Origin of the sequence: Bartonella australis AUST/NH1, from assembly GCF_000341355.1 — a bacterium.
GTDB lineage: Bacteria > Pseudomonadota > Alphaproteobacteria > Rhizobiales > Rhizobiaceae > Bartonella > Bartonella australis.
In genome coordinates this window covers 325,042-346,302 of sequence record NC_020300.1, presented here as the reverse complement: position 1 = coordinate 346,302, position 21,261 = coordinate 325,042, and the positions used below count along the sequence as shown (strand labels likewise).

4 protein-coding genes are annotated in these 21,261 nt (G+C 43.4%); all 4 read right to left on the bottom strand.

Features of this window, described 5'->3' with window-relative positions; translation table 11 throughout:
* Positions 1-102 precede the first annotated feature (102 nt).
* A complete protein-coding gene (locus BANH1_RS01505) occupies positions 103-831 on the bottom strand; it encodes an RlmE family RNA methyltransferase (RefSeq protein WP_015397675.1) in 729 nt (242 codons plus the stop codon).
* A gap of 1,383 nt (positions 832-2,214) precedes the next feature.
* Positions 2,215-2,787, bottom strand: coding sequence for an invasion associated locus B family protein (locus BANH1_RS01500; protein ID WP_041583177.1), 573 nt, complete (start codon positions 2,785-2,787; stop codon positions 2,215-2,217).
* 751 nt (positions 2,788-3,538) lie between these two features.
* Positions 3,539-3,700, bottom strand: coding sequence for a hypothetical protein (locus tag BANH1_RS07305; protein ID WP_187287501.1), 162 nt, complete (start codon positions 3,698-3,700; stop codon positions 3,539-3,541).
* 914 nt (positions 3,701-4,614) lie between these two features.
* Positions 4,615-21,159 carry a hypothetical protein gene (locus tag BANH1_RS01495; protein WP_015397673.1) on the bottom strand — a complete coding sequence of 5,515 codons (16,545 nt, stop codon included), beginning with the start codon at positions 21,157-21,159 and terminating at the stop codon, positions 4,615-4,617.
* Between the last annotated feature and the right edge of the window lie 102 nt (positions 21,160-21,261).

The window sequence follows — 21,261 nt, the reverse complement described above, 5'->3', positions numbered from 1 at the left end:
TATTTGTACAGAAAATACGCTAATTCTGCTAGTTTTTCATCATACACTTAAAAACGGCACATAACGTCATCGAAAACTGCCTGAAAACATCCCTACCCTCAATTATCGTTGTATTTCGGTTTTTCCTTTAAATTGAAGCGCTAAGAGGTAAAGTTCAGCTGATTCTGCTCGACTTGCGGGCGGTTTGACGTGTCGGACTGTTTTAAAATTCTGTTTCAATGTAGTGAGAAGAATGTTTTCTGCCCCTCCCTGAAAGGTTTTTGTCAAAAAATGCCCACCAGGCTTGAGAACTGAAATAGCGAAATCAGCAGCGGCTTCACATAAATAAATTGTTCTTAAATGGTCTGTCTGACGATGGCCTGTTGTCGGTGCCGCCATATCAGAAAGGACTATATCTGGTTTTGTTCCCAAAGCCCTCATTAATTCTTGCGGCGCATTTTCATGCAAAAAATCCATTTCCAACATCACAACTCCAGGCAACGGATCCACGTGCAAATAATCGATACCGACCACACTAGGTTTTTGATCACTTGATCCAACTATACATGCCGCCACTTGACACCACCCCCCGGGTGCTGCTCCTAAATCAATAATCTTTTGACCTTTTTTGAATATCTTGTAACGCTCGTCAATTTCGATCAATTTATAAGCAGCGCGTGAACGATAACCATCTATTTTTGACTGATGAACGTAAGGATCATTTAAGTGCCTCTCTAGCCATCGCCGTGATGACGGCTTAATAGCCCCTGCTTTCTTCTTCACTCGTTGATATAATTCATGCGACCCTGAACCACCACGTCCACCTGTTGATATTATTGTCGTTTTTTTCATAGCCGCTTATTGTCTCCATATTTCGGCAATTTTTGGCGCTTAAAATGTCTTTTTATTGCAATAATATTGCACACCACAGCCCAATACCAACTCTATTAAACGCCCCCTTCATTCTACAATTAGCACTCTCAACTGCTAACTGGACGAAGCTTCTCGGATAATATTAATCGCGTATCTAGCTAAAATAAGCCTGTCCTCTCTCACTCAATGCCAGGATTATTTGCTTATTTTTCTTATACCCTATGATAATAAACGCCTCATTATGAGGATAACGCCCACACTATTAACTCCATACTGCCAATTTTTTCTGATCACAGTACTCTAACTCTAGATTGGAATATATTTTGCTAAAATTGCCGCTGTTCCGAAGATCCCAAAAGATAAAATTTTTACGCTATTGGCTAATTTACGACAATCTGAGAAGTCATCAAAAAACGCGCATATAGTCCTCACCTGTTCAAAATCGCCTAAACTAACATATCCCCAAAAACGTCGAGCAAGATAACAATTTCAGTAGGAAGAAACGTCCTAACCACGATCTGTTCTACCAAACACAAAGAAACCCCATTTCTCGGTGCCCACCTCCAGCATCAAAAGAACAAGTACACCAACACCCAGCTTCAGATACCGCCCAAAAACAGAAAAATGCACCCCTATTTTTCGTTCAATAATTTTTAACCCAAAATCACATCATCCAAAGCACACGAAACAAAATATTGGCCATTTTTGGCTGAATAGCAAGCTTTTATCATGATCATTCGGTAGTATACCGTACGCTTTTGTTCTAATTTCGGACAACAAATCTACACTGCTTCAACAGCGCGATCCGCAAGTCTTCATATTGAGAAAGTCATTTTTAATGAGTCCGTCTCGTGACTTTACGGTGCGCAAAAGAGCATTAACAATTCGGAAATATCGAGCTTGTTACGGAACGTAATAAGAAAATAGCAGTTATTAATTTTAAATTTAAGTAGTGCATTTAAAAAGCTTTAACTGAGAAAAATTGTTTTTCTATTCCCCATTTTCGCATCTATAACCGTGGAATCGCAGTCCACATACAACCGGGGAAGTATCCGTTTTTCTTCTTATGCCTCATCCGCAATTATTCCCTCTCACAAACAGTAACAGAGTGCGTCTTTAATCTTTATGACTATTTTTATTATCACCGCGCATGTAAGTTTTTTACGACCATAATCCTCGAAAAAACCAATTTACCTCATTTATTGTTAGCCCTATATTCACCGTCAATCATGAATCTATATCTGCGAAATGTCGCATGATTCGGGAAAACCATTTTCGTATCAAATCGCCTATACTCCTATCTGCAATAATATTTTCTGTGACCTAAAAATAGCCCCATTCATAAAATCGGCTTCGCGGCTTTCATCGTTGTAAAGAGAAAAGTGCTTCACTCAGTCCTTCAAAAGGGGCCACAAAAGAAAGCGTTTTGCCATTTTTAATCTTGTAAGAAATGCGCACATTTTTCTTCTGCTCTATTTGCTTACTTAAAGTCGGCCCGACAGCTAATTGCGCGAGACAAACTGTTTCATCACATTGTTTATAATTAACCCAAAGAGGCTCTTTAACCCCATCTAAAAGCAATTTAATAGGAATTTTCGTGTCAGCGTTTGACATCGCCCGGAAAAGCATAACCGGTTGACCACTCTTTGTAGATACAAGCGACCAACTAAAAATTACCTGATCTTCTTTATCGTGGATAGTCTGTGTCACATTACAGATCCCTTGCTTCAGCACCCGATTTTCATCGCAAATCAAAGTCCAATAATTAAATTGCATAATAACCCGACGCGTTTCACCAGGCTTCCCACGCGGAACAGATAACCGTGGCGGATGCACTGTGTAAATATTATCTTTTTCATCAGCAAAACCTACACTATTGCTCAGCAAAATAAAGATAAACAAAAAGCTTGCGGTGATATTCCAATTTTTTGACATCATCCTATTTCTAGTCCCTTTTCGAATCACAACAAACGGCAACTACTTTAGTCGCACACTCTTAGAAAAAACCTGAATTATCTAGCGTAATATTATTCATGAAAAATAATTGTATGGTATCGTCCTTGATAAAACCTATACCGATATATAGTGAATAACTGTACAACACCACCTCCCATCATTGTCGCGTTCATATCTGATAAATTATGGGCGATACAGTGATTCAAAGCCCCTCCCTCATACAGCATATAATTTTTATAATAAATTCTCCGGAGATAAATTAAGACCATATCAGAAAAATATGCCTGTGCACTGACAGGAAACTGGCGGTGCATCCCGAAATTATCACCAAAAGCGAAAGATGCATCCCAGAATAATTTCCAATTATCTAAAAAATAAAGAAGACGCTACGCCTCTCCCCCAAAGAAGCCACCTTATACTCCGAACTAAAAAAATTAAAAGCACGTACCGCTTTAACGAGGAGGTCATTTTTTGCCTAAATGAGCCCTATTGCCGGCAAATTTCCTTATGCATACAATATATGGGTGGAAATAAGACTCTTCAGCCCTCTTAAAAGCGTTCCGGGTAATTGAAATATATTTATACTTAAGAAAATCACAAAACGGCCCTCTACAGATGATTCCCGAGCTGCACGAACCAGCCTCCACATGCTCCCTTTCCGCCAGCCTTTTCTCCCGATAAGAAATCAGATACAAATCCAAGATTTGCGATATTGTGCTAATCTCTTTCGTCAATTCAATGACATACTTATTTCGGCTCCCAAACTCCAATAACCACTACTACCAATTACGAAAAAATTAGAGAAAAACTTTTCACTTGTACGAGCATAACTAGCACCAACAGTAAGAGCAGACTGGCTGCGTCGTACACTATCATTAAATGCAACGCTCATCTTTCTATGTGCGCTATTGCAACGCAAATTAGCTACTGCCGAGTTCATTGCCGCAGCTTGTTTAACCTCTTTTTTCGTGACAATGTTGGCGTAACTTAAAGAACCAAATTTCGCCTCAAGGTAGCCTTTAATCTGAGCTTCAGTCTCACAAAAAGCTTCTGCTGCGTTTTTAGTCCTATTTTTCTCGACGTCCTACAGTGCCTCATTGATGTATTGTCTTATCTGTTTAGACAATTTTTTACCGCGATTTCAATATATTCAGGGGCTCCTTCACCGTTCACCTGGGTATTTCTATTCACCCTCCCTTTGCCTGCAGTACATTAGCATCCCTGGTCTCAAAACTGCCTTGACCGGTTTCATCTAACGCAGCTCTCTTCTCACTGTTTTAAGCCTCTCCATTCGTTTTTGACAAAAAAAATTCTGTTCTTTTTAGAGAACTGTCCATAGCAAAAATTAAAGAAATGCGCAAAATACCGCCATTACGGCTCTGGATGAAGCTACTTTAACCAAAGTAAACGATAAGAAAAGCGAGGATAATTCGCGTCACTTCCCTTAAGAAGAGCATGATAACAAATTATCCAATAGACAAAACTTAAAAAAATAAATTTAAAACATAAAAAAAACACATTTTGAGATCAAAAGCGGGCGTGTTGTTTTTTTGTGGGTTGTGTTTTTAATCAGTAAAAGGGAGACGTTTAGTTTCGCTCGAGGTGGTTGTGTGAGTGAAAAAGAAAGAAAGAGGATATTTTTCTCTTCTGTTTTTGTGGTTGTTTCTTTTTAGGTTGGTATTATTTGCGTGCTTTTTTGGTGTGAGTTGTGCGGCGGGTGTATTGCAGAAAATTAAGACGCGTAGGGAGGGAACTGTTGGTTTCTCTTTTGTCCCTACGCGTCTGATGTGTGTATCGCCGTCCTGACTAATCTAGGATGATGTTCAGGCCTGCGCCGACGCCCCAGTGGCCGCCAGAGGTGGTGACCGATATGTTAGGCCGGATGTTTCCGTCTTCGGAAGTGTAGCCCATACCGAAGGCGAATGCGGATTGGCCGCGCCATACACCGCTACCGAAGGCAATGCTTGTTTTTCCGGGAGGTGTTTCACCGTAACGGAGGCTGGCCATTGCTATGCCGATTGCTGCGGCTTGTTTCGCCTCTTGTTTGGCTTCTTCGATGCCGTAGCTTAGAGCGTTGAATTTGAAGTCGGTGTAGCTGTTAGCTTGGGCAACGGACTCTTCTACAGCGCTCTTTATCTTTTCGTCAGTGTATTTCTTTGAGTTGTCGAAAACGAGATCTAGTTCTTTTTTCAACACTCCACCGTTTATGGCGTCTTTCGAGCCTTCTTCGACTCTACCATCGGCGACGTTCTCAATCATAACAGGTTCTCCGTCACGAGCTCCTTCTAAGACGATTTTCTTTTTACCATCCTCGTCCGTTGTATATTGAACGATGTTGCCGAGTTTTACGCCGTCAACGTCGATATTGTTGACTTTATTTTCAAGCGCGTTGATGTTTTGCTCCATATTCTGCTGAATTTCAGCGATCTGCCCGCCGTTCACAGCATCTGTCGAATCTTTCTCGATTTTACCATCTGCTACATTGGTAATTTTACCGTCCTTACCATCATGAGTCGCGTCGTAGGCACCTTTACCCTCATTCCAACTCAAAACATTATCAGCTAAAACCGGCTTTTCGTTTACAGACGGCGCTCCACCTCCGTTACCAGACGATGAGCCACCTCCGTTTCCGGACGACGAGCCACCTCCGTTGCCAGACGATGAGCCACCTCCGTTGCCGGATGATGAGCCACCTCCGTTGCCAGACGATGAGCCATCTCCGTTGCCGGATGACGAGCCACCTCCGTTGCCAGACGATGAGCCACCTCCGTTGCCGGATGACGATCCACCTTCGTTGCCAGACGATGAGCCACCTCCGTTGCCGGATGACGATCCACCTTCGTTGCCAGACGATGAGCCACCTCCGTTTCCGGACGATGAGCCACCTCCGTTGCCAGACGATGAGCCACCTCCGTTGCCAGACGATGAGCCATCTCCGTTTCCAGACGACGAGCCACCTCCGTTGCCAGACGATGAGCCACCTCCGTTGCCGGATGACGATCCACCTCCGTTGCCAGACGATGAGCCACCTCCGTTGCCGGATGACGATCCACCTCCGTTGCCAGATGACGCTCCACCTCCGTTGCCAGACGATGAGCCACCTCCGTTGCCGGATGACGATCCACCTTCGTTGCCAGATGATGAGCCACCTCCGTTGCCGGATGACGATCCACCTCCGTTTCCAGATGATGAGCCACCTCCGTTTCCAGACGACGAGCCACCTCCGTTGCCGGATGACGATCCACCTCCGTTTCCAGATGACGAGCCACCTCCGTTGCCGGACGACGAGCCATCTACAGGCGACGATCCACCTCCGTTTCCAGATGATGAGCCACCTCCGTTTCCGGACGACGAGCCATCTACAGGTGACGATCCACCTCCGTTTCCAGATGATGAGCCACCTCCGTTTCCGGACGACGAGCCATCTACAGGCGACGATCCACCTCCGTTTCCAGATGATGAGCCACCTCCGTTTCCGGACGACGAGCCACCTACAGGTGACGATCCACCTCCGTTTCCAGATGATGAGCCACCTCCGTTTCCGGACGACGAGCCATCTACAGGCGACGATCCACCTCCGTTTCCAGATGATGAGCCACCTGCATTTTGCATCCCATTAAGGCGGTTATTTAGATCTTCCAAACTCTCGTTAACTCCGCCAAAAGCTTCTGCAACACTAGCGTAGTCTTTTAAGGAAATCTCACCATTGGCATTAAATTGTAAAACCTTGAAAACCGGATTATTCCATTGGCCATTATCATAGCCCGCATTAGGACTGAGATAATGAGCAAATTCCTGACGCGTTTCGTAGAGTTGTTTTCCTGTTATGGCGTCTGTGGAATCAGCAGAAATGCTCCCATCCAAAAGTTTCGTCAGTTTTTCCTTTTCTCGGACTCCTTCACTATTTTTATGAAGCGCGACAAATGCACCCTCGTCGTTATCCCACAACAAAGCGCTTTCTGTAACGTGTCCTAAAATATTATCCTCAATTCCACCTATATTTTCACTAAATTCTTCCTTAATTTTATCGAAAGATTCATCGACAGCGGCAAGCGTATCACCAATGCTCTGGTGTTTTTCGCCTTGAATCTCGTAAACCGGCCCTGTACCTGCAGTAATATCAGCTCCACCGCCTAAATATTCAGAAACCTGCTTATTATATGCGAAGATTTGCGAACCGTTTACCGCGTCAGTCGACTTCTCGGAAATATCTCCCCCAGCTACACCGGAGAGGATCCGTGCATTTTCACCAGCACCAATATAGACCTTAGAAAGCTTGCTTTTCTTGCCAATAGTAATGCGGTCATTAGCTTCATCTTCCTGAATAAGACTACTCATTGCGCCTTGCTGAAGTTTCGAAATAGAACTGCTCACATCCGCCAGAGCTCCAGCAACTGTGTCGCTTTCCTTTTCAACAACATTACCCTCTTCGTCGATGATGCCAACTTTAAAGGTAGGATCAGCTGTCCAGACCCCCTGCTCATATTGTGCACCACCGCCAAGATAAGCAGCAAGCTTAGTACCCAAATGGTGAAGCTGACTTCCCGTTATAGCTTCTGTAGAGTCAGAAGAAACATCCCCATCCTTTAGATACTTTAACGTGCTCTTTTCTGGGGAGCCTCCGCCATGTTTATGAAGCGCGACAAATGCACCCTCGTCGTTATCCCACAACAAAGCGCTTTCTGTAACGTGTCCTAAAATATTATCCTCAATTCCACCTATATTTTCACTAAATTCTTCCTTAATTTTATCGAAAGATTCATCGACAGCGGCAAGCGTATCACCAATGCTCTGGTGTTTTTCGCCTTGAATCTCGTAAACCGGCCCTGTACCTGCAGTAATATCAGCTCCACCGCCTAAATATTCAGAAACCTGCTTATTATATGCAAAGATTTGCGAGCCGTTCACCGCATCAGTCGACCCCTCGGAAATATCTCCTGCAGCTACACCGAGAAGGGTTCGTGCATCGTCACCAGCACCAATATAGACCTTAGAAAGCTTGCTTTCTTTGCCAATAGTAATGCGGTCGTTAGCTTTATCTTCCTGAACGAGACCATTCGTTATCCCTTGCTGAAGATTCGAGATAGAACTGCTTACATCCGCCAGAGCTCCAGCAACCGTGTTGCTTTCCTTTTCAACAACATTACCCTCTTCATCGATGATGCCAACTTTAAAGGTAGGATCAGCTGTCCATACCCCCTGCTCATATTGTGCGCCACCGCCGAGATAAGCAGCAAGCTTAGTACCCAGATGATGAAGCTGACTTCCCGTTATAGCTTCTGTAGAATCAGAAGAAACATCCCCATTCTTTAGATACTTTAACGTGCCCTTTTCTGGGGAGCCTCCGCCATTTTTATGAAGCGCAACGAACGCGTTCTCGCTGTCATCCCATAATAAAGCGTTGTCTGTAACCTGTCCTAAAATTTCATCCTTAATTTCACCTATATTCTCATTGAACTCCTGTTTGATATTATCAAAAGATCTATTAACGGCAGCAAACGCACGATCAACACCTTGGTACCCCTTACCCTGAATCGTATAGCTTGGTGCATTTCCCTTAAGAACGTCAGCCTGACCGCCTAAATATCTATTAATATTATCAGCAATTTCTCCGACATTACCTTGAACCTCTGAAATATCATGTTGAGCATTTTTTACAGCCGTATCCAGATCAATAACTTTTTTATTAACAGTGAAAAGCTGACCACCCGTCACTGCATCGGTAGACCCAGCGACCACTTTTCCTTCTGCTAAACCAGAAAGAACGCGTTTTTGGCCGACAGAACCAATAACATTGATTATATCTGCATTACTTTCTGCACCGATGGTGATAATCTCACCATTTTCTTTAACAAGGGCATTATCTATTGTGTGCTGGAGCCTAGAATTAACGTTCTCTACAGAATTGGCTACATTATGAAAAGCTTCAGCAACGCTCTTGCTTTCCGTTAAAACAAAATTGCCCTTTAGATCGATAATATTAAATCCGAAAGTAGGACCAGTCCATTCGCCTCCCTTATATTGCGCGCCACCACCAAAGAAAGTAGCAAGCTTAGTTCCCATATCATGAAGCTGACTTCCTGTTACGGCTTCCGTGGACGCAGCGGAAATCATCCCTCCCAAAAGATTCGTTATCTTGCTCGGTGTTTTATTTTCTCCATGAGATGCGTCAAATGCCTCTTCTAGATCACTCCACATCAAGGCATCCTTCAACTTGTTCCCAAAGCTATCTATACTTTGGTCAATCTTACCAAGAGAATTACTAACCCCGCCAAAAGCATCCGCAACATTATGATACGAATTACCTTGGACTGTGAAAGTCGGTTCCCTTCCCCCAAGAACATCAGCCTGACCACCTAAATATTTATTAATATTTGTATAAATTGATCCAACATCCTCTCGAACTTCTGAAAGACTATTTTGGGTATCTGTTATAGTCGCGTCCAGATCACTAACGTTCTTGTTAACAACGTAAAGCTGACTACCCGTCACTGCATCATTAGAGTCAGAAGAAACCCTTCCTTCTTCTAAGCCAGAAAGAACCATCCTATTGCCATCCTTGCCAGCAACATTGATTGCCCTTGCGCTGCTTTTCGCACCAATAGTGATAATCCCTTCATCTTCTGCAACAAGGAAGTTTCCTACCCCACGCTCACTCTTGGTCTCGGCTTCATGGCTAATATTTTTGAAAGAATCGCTCACATGTTTTAGAGCTCCAGCAACCGTCTTACTTTCCTTAGAAATAATATTGCCTTCCGAGTCAACAACATCAACCGTAAAAGTAGGGGAAGTCCATCGGCCGTTCTTATAGTTCGCACCACCACCAAAATAAGCGGCAATCTGATTGCTCATAGAATAGAGTTGGTTTCCTGTTATGGCGTCCGATGAACCCGCGGAAATATCCCCGTCCAAAAGTTTCGTCAATTTGCCGTTACCACTGCTATTACGAGACGCGATAAATGCTCCTTCGTCATCGCTCCAAAACAGAGTATTTTGCAAAATATTGCCGGAAATTTTCTTATCAAGTTTCTTTATCTCGTCAGAAAACTTCACGCCTATATCATCGAAAGCAACGTCAACAGCTTTAAATGCAGAACCAACATCATGATATATCTCCTGCTGAATATAGTAACTTGGTTGTATATCATCAGCAACACGAGCGCCACCGCCTAAATATTTTGATACAATTTTAGCGTAATCACCGAGGTTGTCTTGAATTTCTGATAGACCTCCGTGAATATCTACCATATCACCCTGTATTTTTTTGATGTTCTGATCGACTACAAAGAGCTGACCGCCCGTTACTGCATCGGTGGACCCAAAAAGCACTTTTCCGTCTGCTAAACCAGAAAGAACGCGTTTTTGGCCATTACTACCAATAACATTGATTGCATTTGCAGTACTTTGCGCGCCAACAGTGATAACTCCTTTGTCTTCTTTAACAAGGGCATTATCTATTTCGTGTTTAAACCCGTTCCTAATATTTTCGAGAGAACCACCTACATCTGCTAAAGCACCAGCGACTGTATCATACTCTTTTTCGCTAATATCACCGTCTTTACCGACAGTGTGTATCTTGAAGCTAGGGTCAGTCCATTTGCCTTTCCTATCATATCCCGCTTTACCATCAAGATAATGAGCAAATTCTTGACGCGTGTCATAGAGCTGACCTCCTGTTATAGCTTCTGTGGACGTAGCAGAAATATCTCCACCCAAAAGATGCTTAATCTTGCTCGATGTTTTACCATCTCCGTGAGATGCGACAAAGGCACCTTCTTCATCACTCCACATCAAAGCATTCTTTGAAAGATCGCCAGTAACGTTATTTGTAATCTGCGCTACCTCAGTCTTAACGTCATTTATATCCCCCTTAATTTCACCGAGAGAATGATCAACCTTACCAAAAGCATCTGCAACATTATGATATGAATTACCTTGAACTTTAAAAGTCGGTTCCCTTCCCCCAAGAACATCAGCCTGACCGCCTAAATATTTATTAATATTAGCAGCAATTGCTCCGACATTATCTTGAACTTCTAAAAGGTCACCTTGAGCATTTGTTATAGTCGTACCCAGACCAGCAACTTTTTGTTCAACAGTGAAAAGCTGACCGCCCGTTACTGCATCGGTAGACCCGGCAAGCACTTTCCCGTCTGCTAAACCAGAAAGAACGCGTTTTTGGCCATTACTACCAATAACATTGACTGCATTTGCAGTACTTTGCGCGCCAACAGTGATAACTCCTTTGTCTTCTTTAACAAGGGCATTATCTATTTCATGCTGGAATTCATAATGAACATTCTCTACAGAACTGGCTACATTCTGTAAAGCTTCAGCAACCGTCTCGCTTTTCTTTAAAACAAGATTGCCGCTTCCATCAATAACATTAAATCCGAAAGTAGGACCGGTCCATTCGCCTTCCTTATATTGCGCGCCACCACCAAGGTAAGTAGCAAGCTTAGTTCCCATATCATGAAGCTGACTTCCTGCTACGGCTTCCGTAGACTCAGCGGAAATCTTCCCACCCAAAAGATTCGTTATCTTGCTCGGTGTTTTATTTTCTCCGTGAGATGCGACAAAGGCACCTTCTATATCATCCCACATTAAGGCATTCTGTAAAACATTGCCGGTAATATTATTTGTAACGTCTGTTAGCTTATTCTCAACGTCACTTATATTTCCTTTAAGCTCACCGAGAGAACGATCAACCTTACCAAAAGCATCTGCAACATTATGATATGAATTACCTTGAACTTTAAAAGTCGGTTCCCTTCCCCCAAGAACATCAGCCTGACCGCCTAAATATTTATTAATATTAGCAGCAATTGCTCCGACATTATCTTGAACTTCTAAAAGGTCACCTTGAGTATTTGTTATAGTCGTACCCAAATTAGCGACTTTTTTGTCAACAGTGAAAAGCTGACCACCCGTCACTGCATCGGTAGACCCAGCGAGCACTTTCCCGTCTGCTAAACCAGAAAGAACGCGTTTTTGGCCGACAGAACCAATAACATTGATTATATCTGCATTACTTTCTGCACCGATGGTGATAACCCCACCATTTTCTTTAACAAGGGCATTATCTATTGTGTGCTGGAGCCTAGAATTAACGTTCTCTACAGAATTGGCTACATTATGAAAAGCTTCAGTAACGCTCTTGTTTTCCGTTAAAACAAAATTGCCCTTTAGATCGATAATATTAAATCCGAAAGTAGGACCAGTCCATTCGCCTCCCTTATATTGCGCGCCACCACCAAGGAAAGTAGCAAGCTTAGTTCCCATATCATGAAGCTGACTTCCTGTTACGGCTTCCGTGGACGCAGCGGAAATCATCCCTCCCAAAAGATTCGTTATCTTGCTCGGTGTTTTATTTTCTCCATGAGATGCGTCAAATGCCTCTTCTAGATCACTCCACATCAAGGCACCCTGCAACATATTGCTGGTAATATTGGTAACGTTACTTGTAATCTGCGTTACCTCAGTCTTAACTTCGCTTATGCTACCTTCAAGATTACCAAGAGACGTACTAACCTTACCAAAAGCATCCGCAACATTATGATACGAATTACCTTGAACTGTGAAAGTCGGTGCTTCTCCTTCAAGAACATCAGCTCGACCGCCTAAATATTTATTAATATTGGCAGCAATTGCTCCGACATTATCTTGAACTTCTAAAAGGTCACCTTGAGCGTTTGTTATAGTTGCGCCCAAATTAGCGACTTTTTTGTCAACAGTGAAAAGCTGACCGCCCGTCACTGCATCGGTAGACCCAGCGAGCACTTTTCCTTCTGCTAAACCAGAAAGAACGCGTTTTTGGCCGCCTTTACCAGTGACATTGATTGTATTTGCACCGCTTTGCGCGCCGATGGTGATAACCCCTCTATCTTCTTTAACAAGGGCATTATCTATTTCATACTGAAGTCCATCCCTAATATTTTCGAGAGAACCACCCACATCCGCTAAAGCACCAGCGACTGTATCATACTCTTTTTCATCGATGTCGCCATCTCTGCCAATTGTGCGTATTTTGAAACTAGGATCAGTCCATTGACCTTTCCTATCATATCCTGCTTTACCATCAAGATAATGAGCAAATTCTTGACGCGTATCGTAGAGCTGACCTCCTGTTATAGCGTCTGAAGAGGTAGCAGAAATGTCTCCACCTAAAAGATGCTTAATCTTGCTCGGCGTTTTACCATCTCCGTGAGATGCAGCGAAGGCACCTTCTTCATCACTCCACATCAAAGCATTCTTTGAAAGATTGCCGGTAATATTACTTGCAACGTCCGTTAGCTTGTTCTCAACGTCACTTATATTTCCTTTAAGTTCACCGAGAGAAGTATCAACCTTACCAAAAGCATCCGCAACATTATGAGACGAATTACCTTGAACTGTGAAAGTTGGTGCTTCTCCGCCAAGAACGTCAACCTGACCACCTAAATATTTGTTAATATTGGCGGCAATTGTTCCAACATTGCCTTGAGCATTTTCTACAGCCGTGCCCAAATCAGTAACTTTCTGGTCAACAGTGAAGAGCTGACCGCCCGTTACTGCATCGGTAGACCCAGCGAACACTTTTCCTTCTGCTAAACCAGAAAGAACACGTTTTTGGCCGCCTTGACCGGTAACATTGATTGTGCCTGCACTACTTTGTGCACCGATGGTGATAACCCCACCATTTTCTTTAACAAGGGCATTATCTATTTCATGTTTAAGTCCATCCCTAATATTTTTGAGAGAACCACCCACATCTTCTAAAGCACCAGCGACTGTATCATACTCTTCTTCACCGACGTCGCCATCTCTGCTAATTGTGTGTATTTTGAAACTAGGATCAGTCCATTCGCCTTTTCTATCATATCCTGCCTTGCCATCAAGATAACTAGCAAATTCTTGACGCGTATCGTAGAGCTGAGCTCCCGTTATAGCCTCTGAAGAGGCGGCGGAAACATCTCCGTCCAAAATATGCTTAATCTTGCTCGGTGCTTTACCGTCTCCGTGAGATGCAACAAACGCACCTTCTGAATCATTCCACATCAAGGCATTCTTTGAAAGATTGCCGGTAATATTATTTGTAGCGTCCGTTAGCTTGTTCTCAACGTCACTTATATTTCCTTTAAGTTCACCGAGAGAAGTATCAACCTTACCAAAAGCATCCGCAACATTATGAGAAGAATTACCCTGAACTGTGAAAGTTGGTGCTTCTCCCCCAAGAACATCAGCCTGACCGCCTAAATATTTGTTAATATTGGCGGCAATTGTTCCAACATTGCCTTGAGCATTTTCTACAGCCGTGCCCAAATCAGTAACTTTCTGGTCAACAGTGAAAAGCTGACCGCCCGTTACTGCATCGGTAGACCCAGCGAGCACTTTTCCTTCCTCTAAACCAGAAAGAATGCGTTTTTGGCCGCCTTGACCGGTAACATTGATTGTGCCTGCACTACTTTGCGCGCCGACGGTGATGACCCCACTGTCTTCTTTCACAAGGGCATTATCTATTTCATGCTGAAGTCCATCCCTAATATTTTTGAGAGAACCACCCACATCCGCTAAAGCACCGGCGACTGTATCATACTCTTCTTCACCGACATCGCCATCTCTGCCAATTGTGTGTATTTTGAAACTAGGATCAGTCCATTCGCCTTTTCTATCATATCCTGCTTTACCATCAAGATAATGAGCAAATTCTTGATGCGTATCGTAAAGCTGCCCCCCCGTTACAGCGTCTGAAGAGGCGGCAGAAACATCTCCGTCCAAAACATGCTTAATCTTGCTCGGTGCTTTACCGTCTCCGTGAGATGCAACAAATGCACTTTCTTCATCGCTCCACATCAAAGCATTCTTTGAAATATTGCCGGTAATATTATTTGTAGCGTCCGTTAGCTTGTTCTCAACGTCACTTATATTTCCTTTAAGTTCACCGAGAGAAGTATCAACCTTACCAAAAGCATCCGCAACATTATGAGACGAATTACCTTGAACTGTGAAAGTTGGTGCTTCTCCGCCAAGAATGTCAGCCTGACCACCTAAATATTTATTAATATTGGTAGCAATTGTTCCAACATTACCTTTAACCTCTGAAAGGTCACCTTGAGTATTTGTTATAGTCGTACCCAGATCAGCAACTTTTTTGTCAACAGTGAAAAGCTGACCGCCCGTCACTGCATCGGTAGACCCAGCGAGCACTTTTCCGTCTGCTAAACCAGAAAGAACGCGTTTTTGGCCGCCTTGACCGGTAACATTGATTGTGCCTGCACTACTTTGTGCACCGATGGTGATAACCCCACTGTCTTCTTTCACAAGGGCATTATCTATTTCATGCTGAAGTCCATCCCTAATATTTTTGAGAGAACCACCCACATCCGCTAAAGCACCGGCGACTGTATCATACTCTTCTTCACCGACATCGCCATCTCTGCCAATTGTGTGTATTTTGAAACTAGGATCAGTCCATTGACCTTTTCTATCATATCCTGCTTTTCCATCAAGATAATGAGCAAATTCTTGATGCGTATCGTAAAGCTGCCCCCCCGTTACAGCGTCTGAAGAGGCGGCAGAAACATCTCCGTCCAAAACATGCTTAATCTTGCTCGGTGCTTTACCGTCTCCGTGAGATGCAACAAATGCACTTTCTTCATCGCTCCACATCAAAGCATTCTTTGAAATATTGCCGGTAATATTATTTGTAGCGTCCGTTAGCTTGTTCTCAACGTCACTTATATTTCCTTTAAGTTCACCGAGAGAAGTATCAACCTTACCAAAAGCATCCGCAACATTATGAGACGAATTACCTTGAACTGTGAAAGTTGGCGCTTCTCCGCCAAGAATGTCAGCCTGACCACCTAAATATTTATTAATATTGGTAGCAATTGTTCCAACATTACCTTTAACCTCTGAAAGGTCATCTTGAGTATTTGTTATAGTCGTACCTAGATCAGCAACTTTTTTGTCAACAGTGAAAAGCTGACCGCCTGTTACTGCATCGGTAGATTCAGCAGAGATTTGACCTTCCCCTAAACCAGAAAGAATTCGTTTTTGGCCGCTTTTACCAGTGACACTGATTGTACTTGCACCGCTTTGCGCGCCTATGGTGATAACCCCACCATTTTCTTTAACAAGGGCATTATCTATTTCATACTGAAGTCCATCCCTAATATTTTTGAGAGAACCACCCACATCTGCTAAAGCACCAGCGACTGTATCATACTCTTCTTCACCGACGTCGCCATCTCTGCCAATTGTGCGTATTTTGAAACTAGGATCAGTCCATTGACCTTTCCTATCATATCCTGCTTTACCGTCAAGATAACTAGCAAATTCTTGACGCGTATCGTAGAGCTGACCTCCCGTTATGGCATCTGAAGAGGTAGTAGAAATATCTCCGTCCAAAACATGCTTAATTTTGGTCGGCGTTTTATCTCCTCCGTGAAATGCAACAAATGCACTTTCTTCATCGCTCCACATCAAGGCATTCTTTGAAATATTACTGGTAATATTATTCGTAATGTCTGTTACATCGCGTCTAACATCATTTAGATCTCCCTTAATTTCGCCGAGAGAATGATCGACCTTACCAAAAGCATCCGCGACATTATGAGACGAATTACCTTGAACTGTGAAAGTTGGTTCTGCTCCCCCAAGAATGTCAGCCTGACCACCTAAATATTTATTAATATTGGCAGCAATTGTTCCAACATTACCTTGAGCATTTTCTACAGCCGTGCCTAGACCAGCGACTTTCTGGTCGACAGTGTGAAGCTGACCACCTGTCACTGCATCGGTAGATCCAGCAGAGATTTGCCCTTCCCCTAAACCAGAAAGAACGCGTTTTTGGCCGCCTTGACCGATAACATTGATCGTGCCTGCACTACTTTGTGCACCTACGGTGATAACTCCACTGTCTTCTTTAACAAGAGCATTATCTATTTCGTGTTTAAGTCCATCCCTAATATTTTTGAGGGAACCACCTACATCTGCTAAAGCACCAGCGACTGTATCATAATCTTTTTCACCAATATCGCCGTCTTCGCTAATTGTACGTATTTTGAAACTAGGATCAGTCCATTCGCCTTTTCTATCATATCCTGCTTTACCATCAAGATAACGAGCAATTTTTTGACGCGTATCGTAGAGCTGGCCTCCCGTTATAGCTTCTGAAGACTCAGCGGAAATGTCTCCGTCCAAAATATGCTTAATCTTGCTCGGTGTTTTACTGTCTCCGTGAGATGCAACAAATGCGCCTTCTGAATCATTCCACATCAAAGCATTCTTTGAAAGATTGCCGGTAACAGTATTTGTGATATTCGTTACATCGTTCTTAACGTCATTTATACTTCCTTTAAGTTCACCGAGAGAAGTATCAACCTTACCAAAAGCATCTGCAACATTATGCGCGCGCTCACTCTGAATCGTAAAATTCAGCTCTGTTCCTTCAAGAACATTGGCGCCACCGCCTAAATATTTATTAATATTTTCATTAATTTTGTCTGCTTTATTGTCGACTTTCCAAAGCTGAGCGCCACTCACTGCGTAGGTGGAATTTTCTTCAAGTGCTTCACCCTTCACACCGACAATCGCCCGTGTTCTTTTTCCCTCACCAGAAACGTCGATTTTGGTGCTTTCGCCTTCTGCACCGATGGTAATCGTCTTCGTATTTAAGTTATCTTTAACGAGACCAGTTTCCCCTTTTTCAATTTTACTAACAACAGTATCAATTTTACTGAAGGCGTCTGCTACATTTGTTGTTTGTTGCCCGTGAACCTCGAAAGTAGGATTAGTCCATGAATCACCATCCGAGTTATACCCCGCTTTACCATCAAGATAATGAGCAAATTCTTGGCGAGTCTTGTAGAGTTGTTTTCCTGTTACGGCTTCTGTAGAGTCAGAAGCAATTTTTCCGTCCTTAATATATCTAATAGTGCTTGGCGTTTTATCTCCATCTCCTCCATGAGACGCAGAAAACACTCCCTCATTCTGGTCCCACATCAAGGAATTCTTCAAGATATTGTTGGTAACAGTATTTGTAACCTGCGCTACCTCAGTCTTAACTCCATTTATATTTCCTTCAAGACCATCGAGAGACGTGCCGACCTTATTAAAAGCCTCTGCTACACTATGCACGCTTTCACTCTGAATCGTAAAATTCGGCTCTGTTCCTTCGAGAATATCGGCACCACCACCTAAATATTTATTAATATTTTTATTAATTTTGCTTGCCTTATCATCGACTTTCCAAAGCTGAGCGCCACTTACTGCGTAGGTGGAATTTTCTGTAAGCTCCTCTCCTTTCACACCGGAAATGGCCCGCGTAATTTTTCCTTTACCAGAAACGTCGATCTTGGTGCTTCCACTTTCTGCACCAATGGTAATCGTCTGAGCACCTAAGTCATCCCTAACGAGGCCGGTCTCTCCTTTTTCAATTTTACTAACAACAGCATCAATTTTGTTGAAAGCATCTGCAACGCTCTCCGCCTTTTGCCCATGCACCTCAAAATTAGGATTAGTCCATGAATCACCGTCCGAGTTATACCCCGCTTTACCATCAAGATAATGAGCAAATTCTTTACGCGTGTCGTAAAGCTGTTTTCCTGTTATGGCTTCTGTAGAATCAGCAGCAATTTTTCCACCCTTAATATATCTAATGACACTTGCTGTTTTCTCTTCTCCATGAGATGCAACAAATGCATCTTCTGAAGTATTCCACAATATGGTATTCTTCAAAATTCCGCCGGCGACATTATTTGTGATGTCCGCTATATCGTTCTTAACGCTAATTATACTTTGGTTAAGTTCACCGAGAGAAGTATCAACCTTACCAAAAGCATCTGCAACATTATGCGCGCGCTCACTCTGAATCGTAAAATTCAGCTCTGTTCCTTCAAGAACATTGGCGCCACCGCCTAAATATTTATTAATATTTTCATTAATTTTGTCTGCTTTATTGTCGACTTTCCAAAGCTGAGCGCCACTCACTGCGTAGGTGGAATTTTCTTCAAGTGCTTCACCCTTCACACCGACAATCGCCCGTGTTCTTTTTCCCTCACCAGAAACGTCGATTTTGGCGCTTTCGCTTTCTACGCCAATAGTAATCGTCTTCGTATTTAAGTTATCTCTAACGAGACCAGTTTCCCCTTTTTCAATTTTACTAACGACAGCATCAATCTTACTGAAAGCATCTGCTACATTTGTCGCTTGTTGCCCGTGAACCTCAAAAGTAGGATTAGTCCATGAATCATCATCCGAGTTATACCCCGCTTTACCATCAAGATAATGAGCAAATTCTTGGCGAGTCTTGTAGAGTTGTTTTCCTGTTACGGCTTCTGTAGAGTCAGAAGCAATTTTTCCGTCCTTAATATGTCTGATGACGCTTGCTGTTTTCTCTTCTCCATGAGATGCAGAAAATACCCCCTCGCCTTGATCCCACATCAAGGAATTCTTCGAGATATTGTTGGTAATATTATTCTCAACCTGCGCTACCTCAGCCTTAACTCCATTTATATTTCCTTCAAGACTACCAAGAGACGTGCCGACCTTATTAAAAGCCTCTGCTACACTATGCGCGCTTTCACTCTGAATCGTAAAATTCGGCTCTGTTCCTTCGAGAACATCGGCACCACCACCTAAATATTTATTAATATTTTTATTAATTTTGCTTGCCTTATCATCGACTTTCCAAAGCTGAGCACCACTGACTGCATAGGTGGAATTTTCTGTAAGTTCCTCTCCTTTCACACCGGAAATGACCCGCGTGATTTTTCCTTTACCAGAAACGTCGATCTTGGTGCTTCCACTTTCTGCACCAATGGTAATCGTCTGAGCACCTAAGTCATCCCTAACGAGGCCGGTCTCTCCTTTTTCAATTTTACTAACAGCAGCATCAATCTTGCTGAAAGCATCTGAAACGCTCTCCGCCTTTTGCCCATGAACCTCAAAACTAGGATTAGTCCATGAATCACCGTCCGAGTCATACCCCGCTTTACCATCAAGATAATGAGCAAATTCTTTACGCGTTTCGTAGAGTTGCTTTCCTGTTATGGCTTGCGTAGACGTAGCGGAAATCGATCCGTCAGTAAGACCAGAAACGGTTCGTGTAATGCCCCCACTACCAGAAACGTCGATCTTGGCGCTTTCACTTTTTGCACCAATCGTAATAAGACTCCCATTGTCAACTAAAAGTGACCATCCCTTTCCAGCATCTTGTACTAGCTCACTCAATTCTTTCAACTGTGCAATATTGACTGCGTCAGTATCTTGAGAACCAGCAGCCACTCCTGTGATCTGCCGTGTTATACCCTTGCCAACATTACCAATACTCAGCGCGCCTGAAGTGCTTTTCCAAGCAGAATCCTGCTTTAATGAATCAGCTTCTGTTTTAGGATCATAACCTTGAATGCCAGCTGCAGTCACAGCTGCAGATGAGCTCCCCAAAGCGACACCATTCTCCACGCTTACCTGCGCGTCTCCACCAAAGGCAATCCCGCCATCAGCACCGCTTAAAACTTCAGCTTTTTTACCTAAAGCAACAGAGGCTGAAGCGCGCGCGGCCGAAGACTCACCAACTGCAACTGAACTATCAGCCTCAGATAATGCGCCGTTACCTGCAGCAAGCGCAGAATCAGCCTTAACATTTGCTCCTATACCTACAGCAACACTATTTTTACCGGTTACTTTCGAAAGTCCGCCGACAGAAACAGAGGATTCACCTGATGCCTCCGATCCTATACCGAAAGCGATACTCGCCGTCCCACTCGCAAGAGCAGAAACACCGAAGGCTTGCGCCCCTCCAGCCAGTGTCGTAGCACCCGCACCAAATGCCGTAGAATAGTTACCTGATGCATAAGCTCCACAACCTGTGACAAAAGAATACACACCATAAGCAGTAGGTAAGTTATTCGTAGCGCCCCCAGTAAGCTGCCCCATATAACCACCATTGGTACTCGTCGTACCATTACCGGTCCAATCAACCCGATGATCCGTGGTACCATAGGGGTTGCGGTTGTTATATTTTTGATTTTCAATAAATCTTTTATATTCTTCTTCCGGAGTTATGACCCTGCCCCCTGTAGCGCCTGGCCCGCCACGTCCCGTAACCACGTCCACACCACAATAATCATCATCGCCAGCAAAAACAATACTTCCGTGGCTCCCTCTCGGATAGTCAACACCCGTACCATTTGTGCTTCTAATAAGCGCCCCCGTTATAGACACATTAGCAGCAAAAACTGGCGAAACGCTCGATAAAAGCGCGGCCATCGCAGTTCCGAGCGAAACTGCTTTAACCAAAGGCAAGTGACAAGAAAAACGAAGACTATTCGAATCACTCCTCTGTGAGGTCGCGTATAATTTTTTCATGATAAATTCTCCAAATAAAATTCAAAAAAAAACAAATTTAAGACATATAAAAAACACATTTAAACGCTAGAGGTCATTCAGGGCTCGAGCGTGAAATATTCG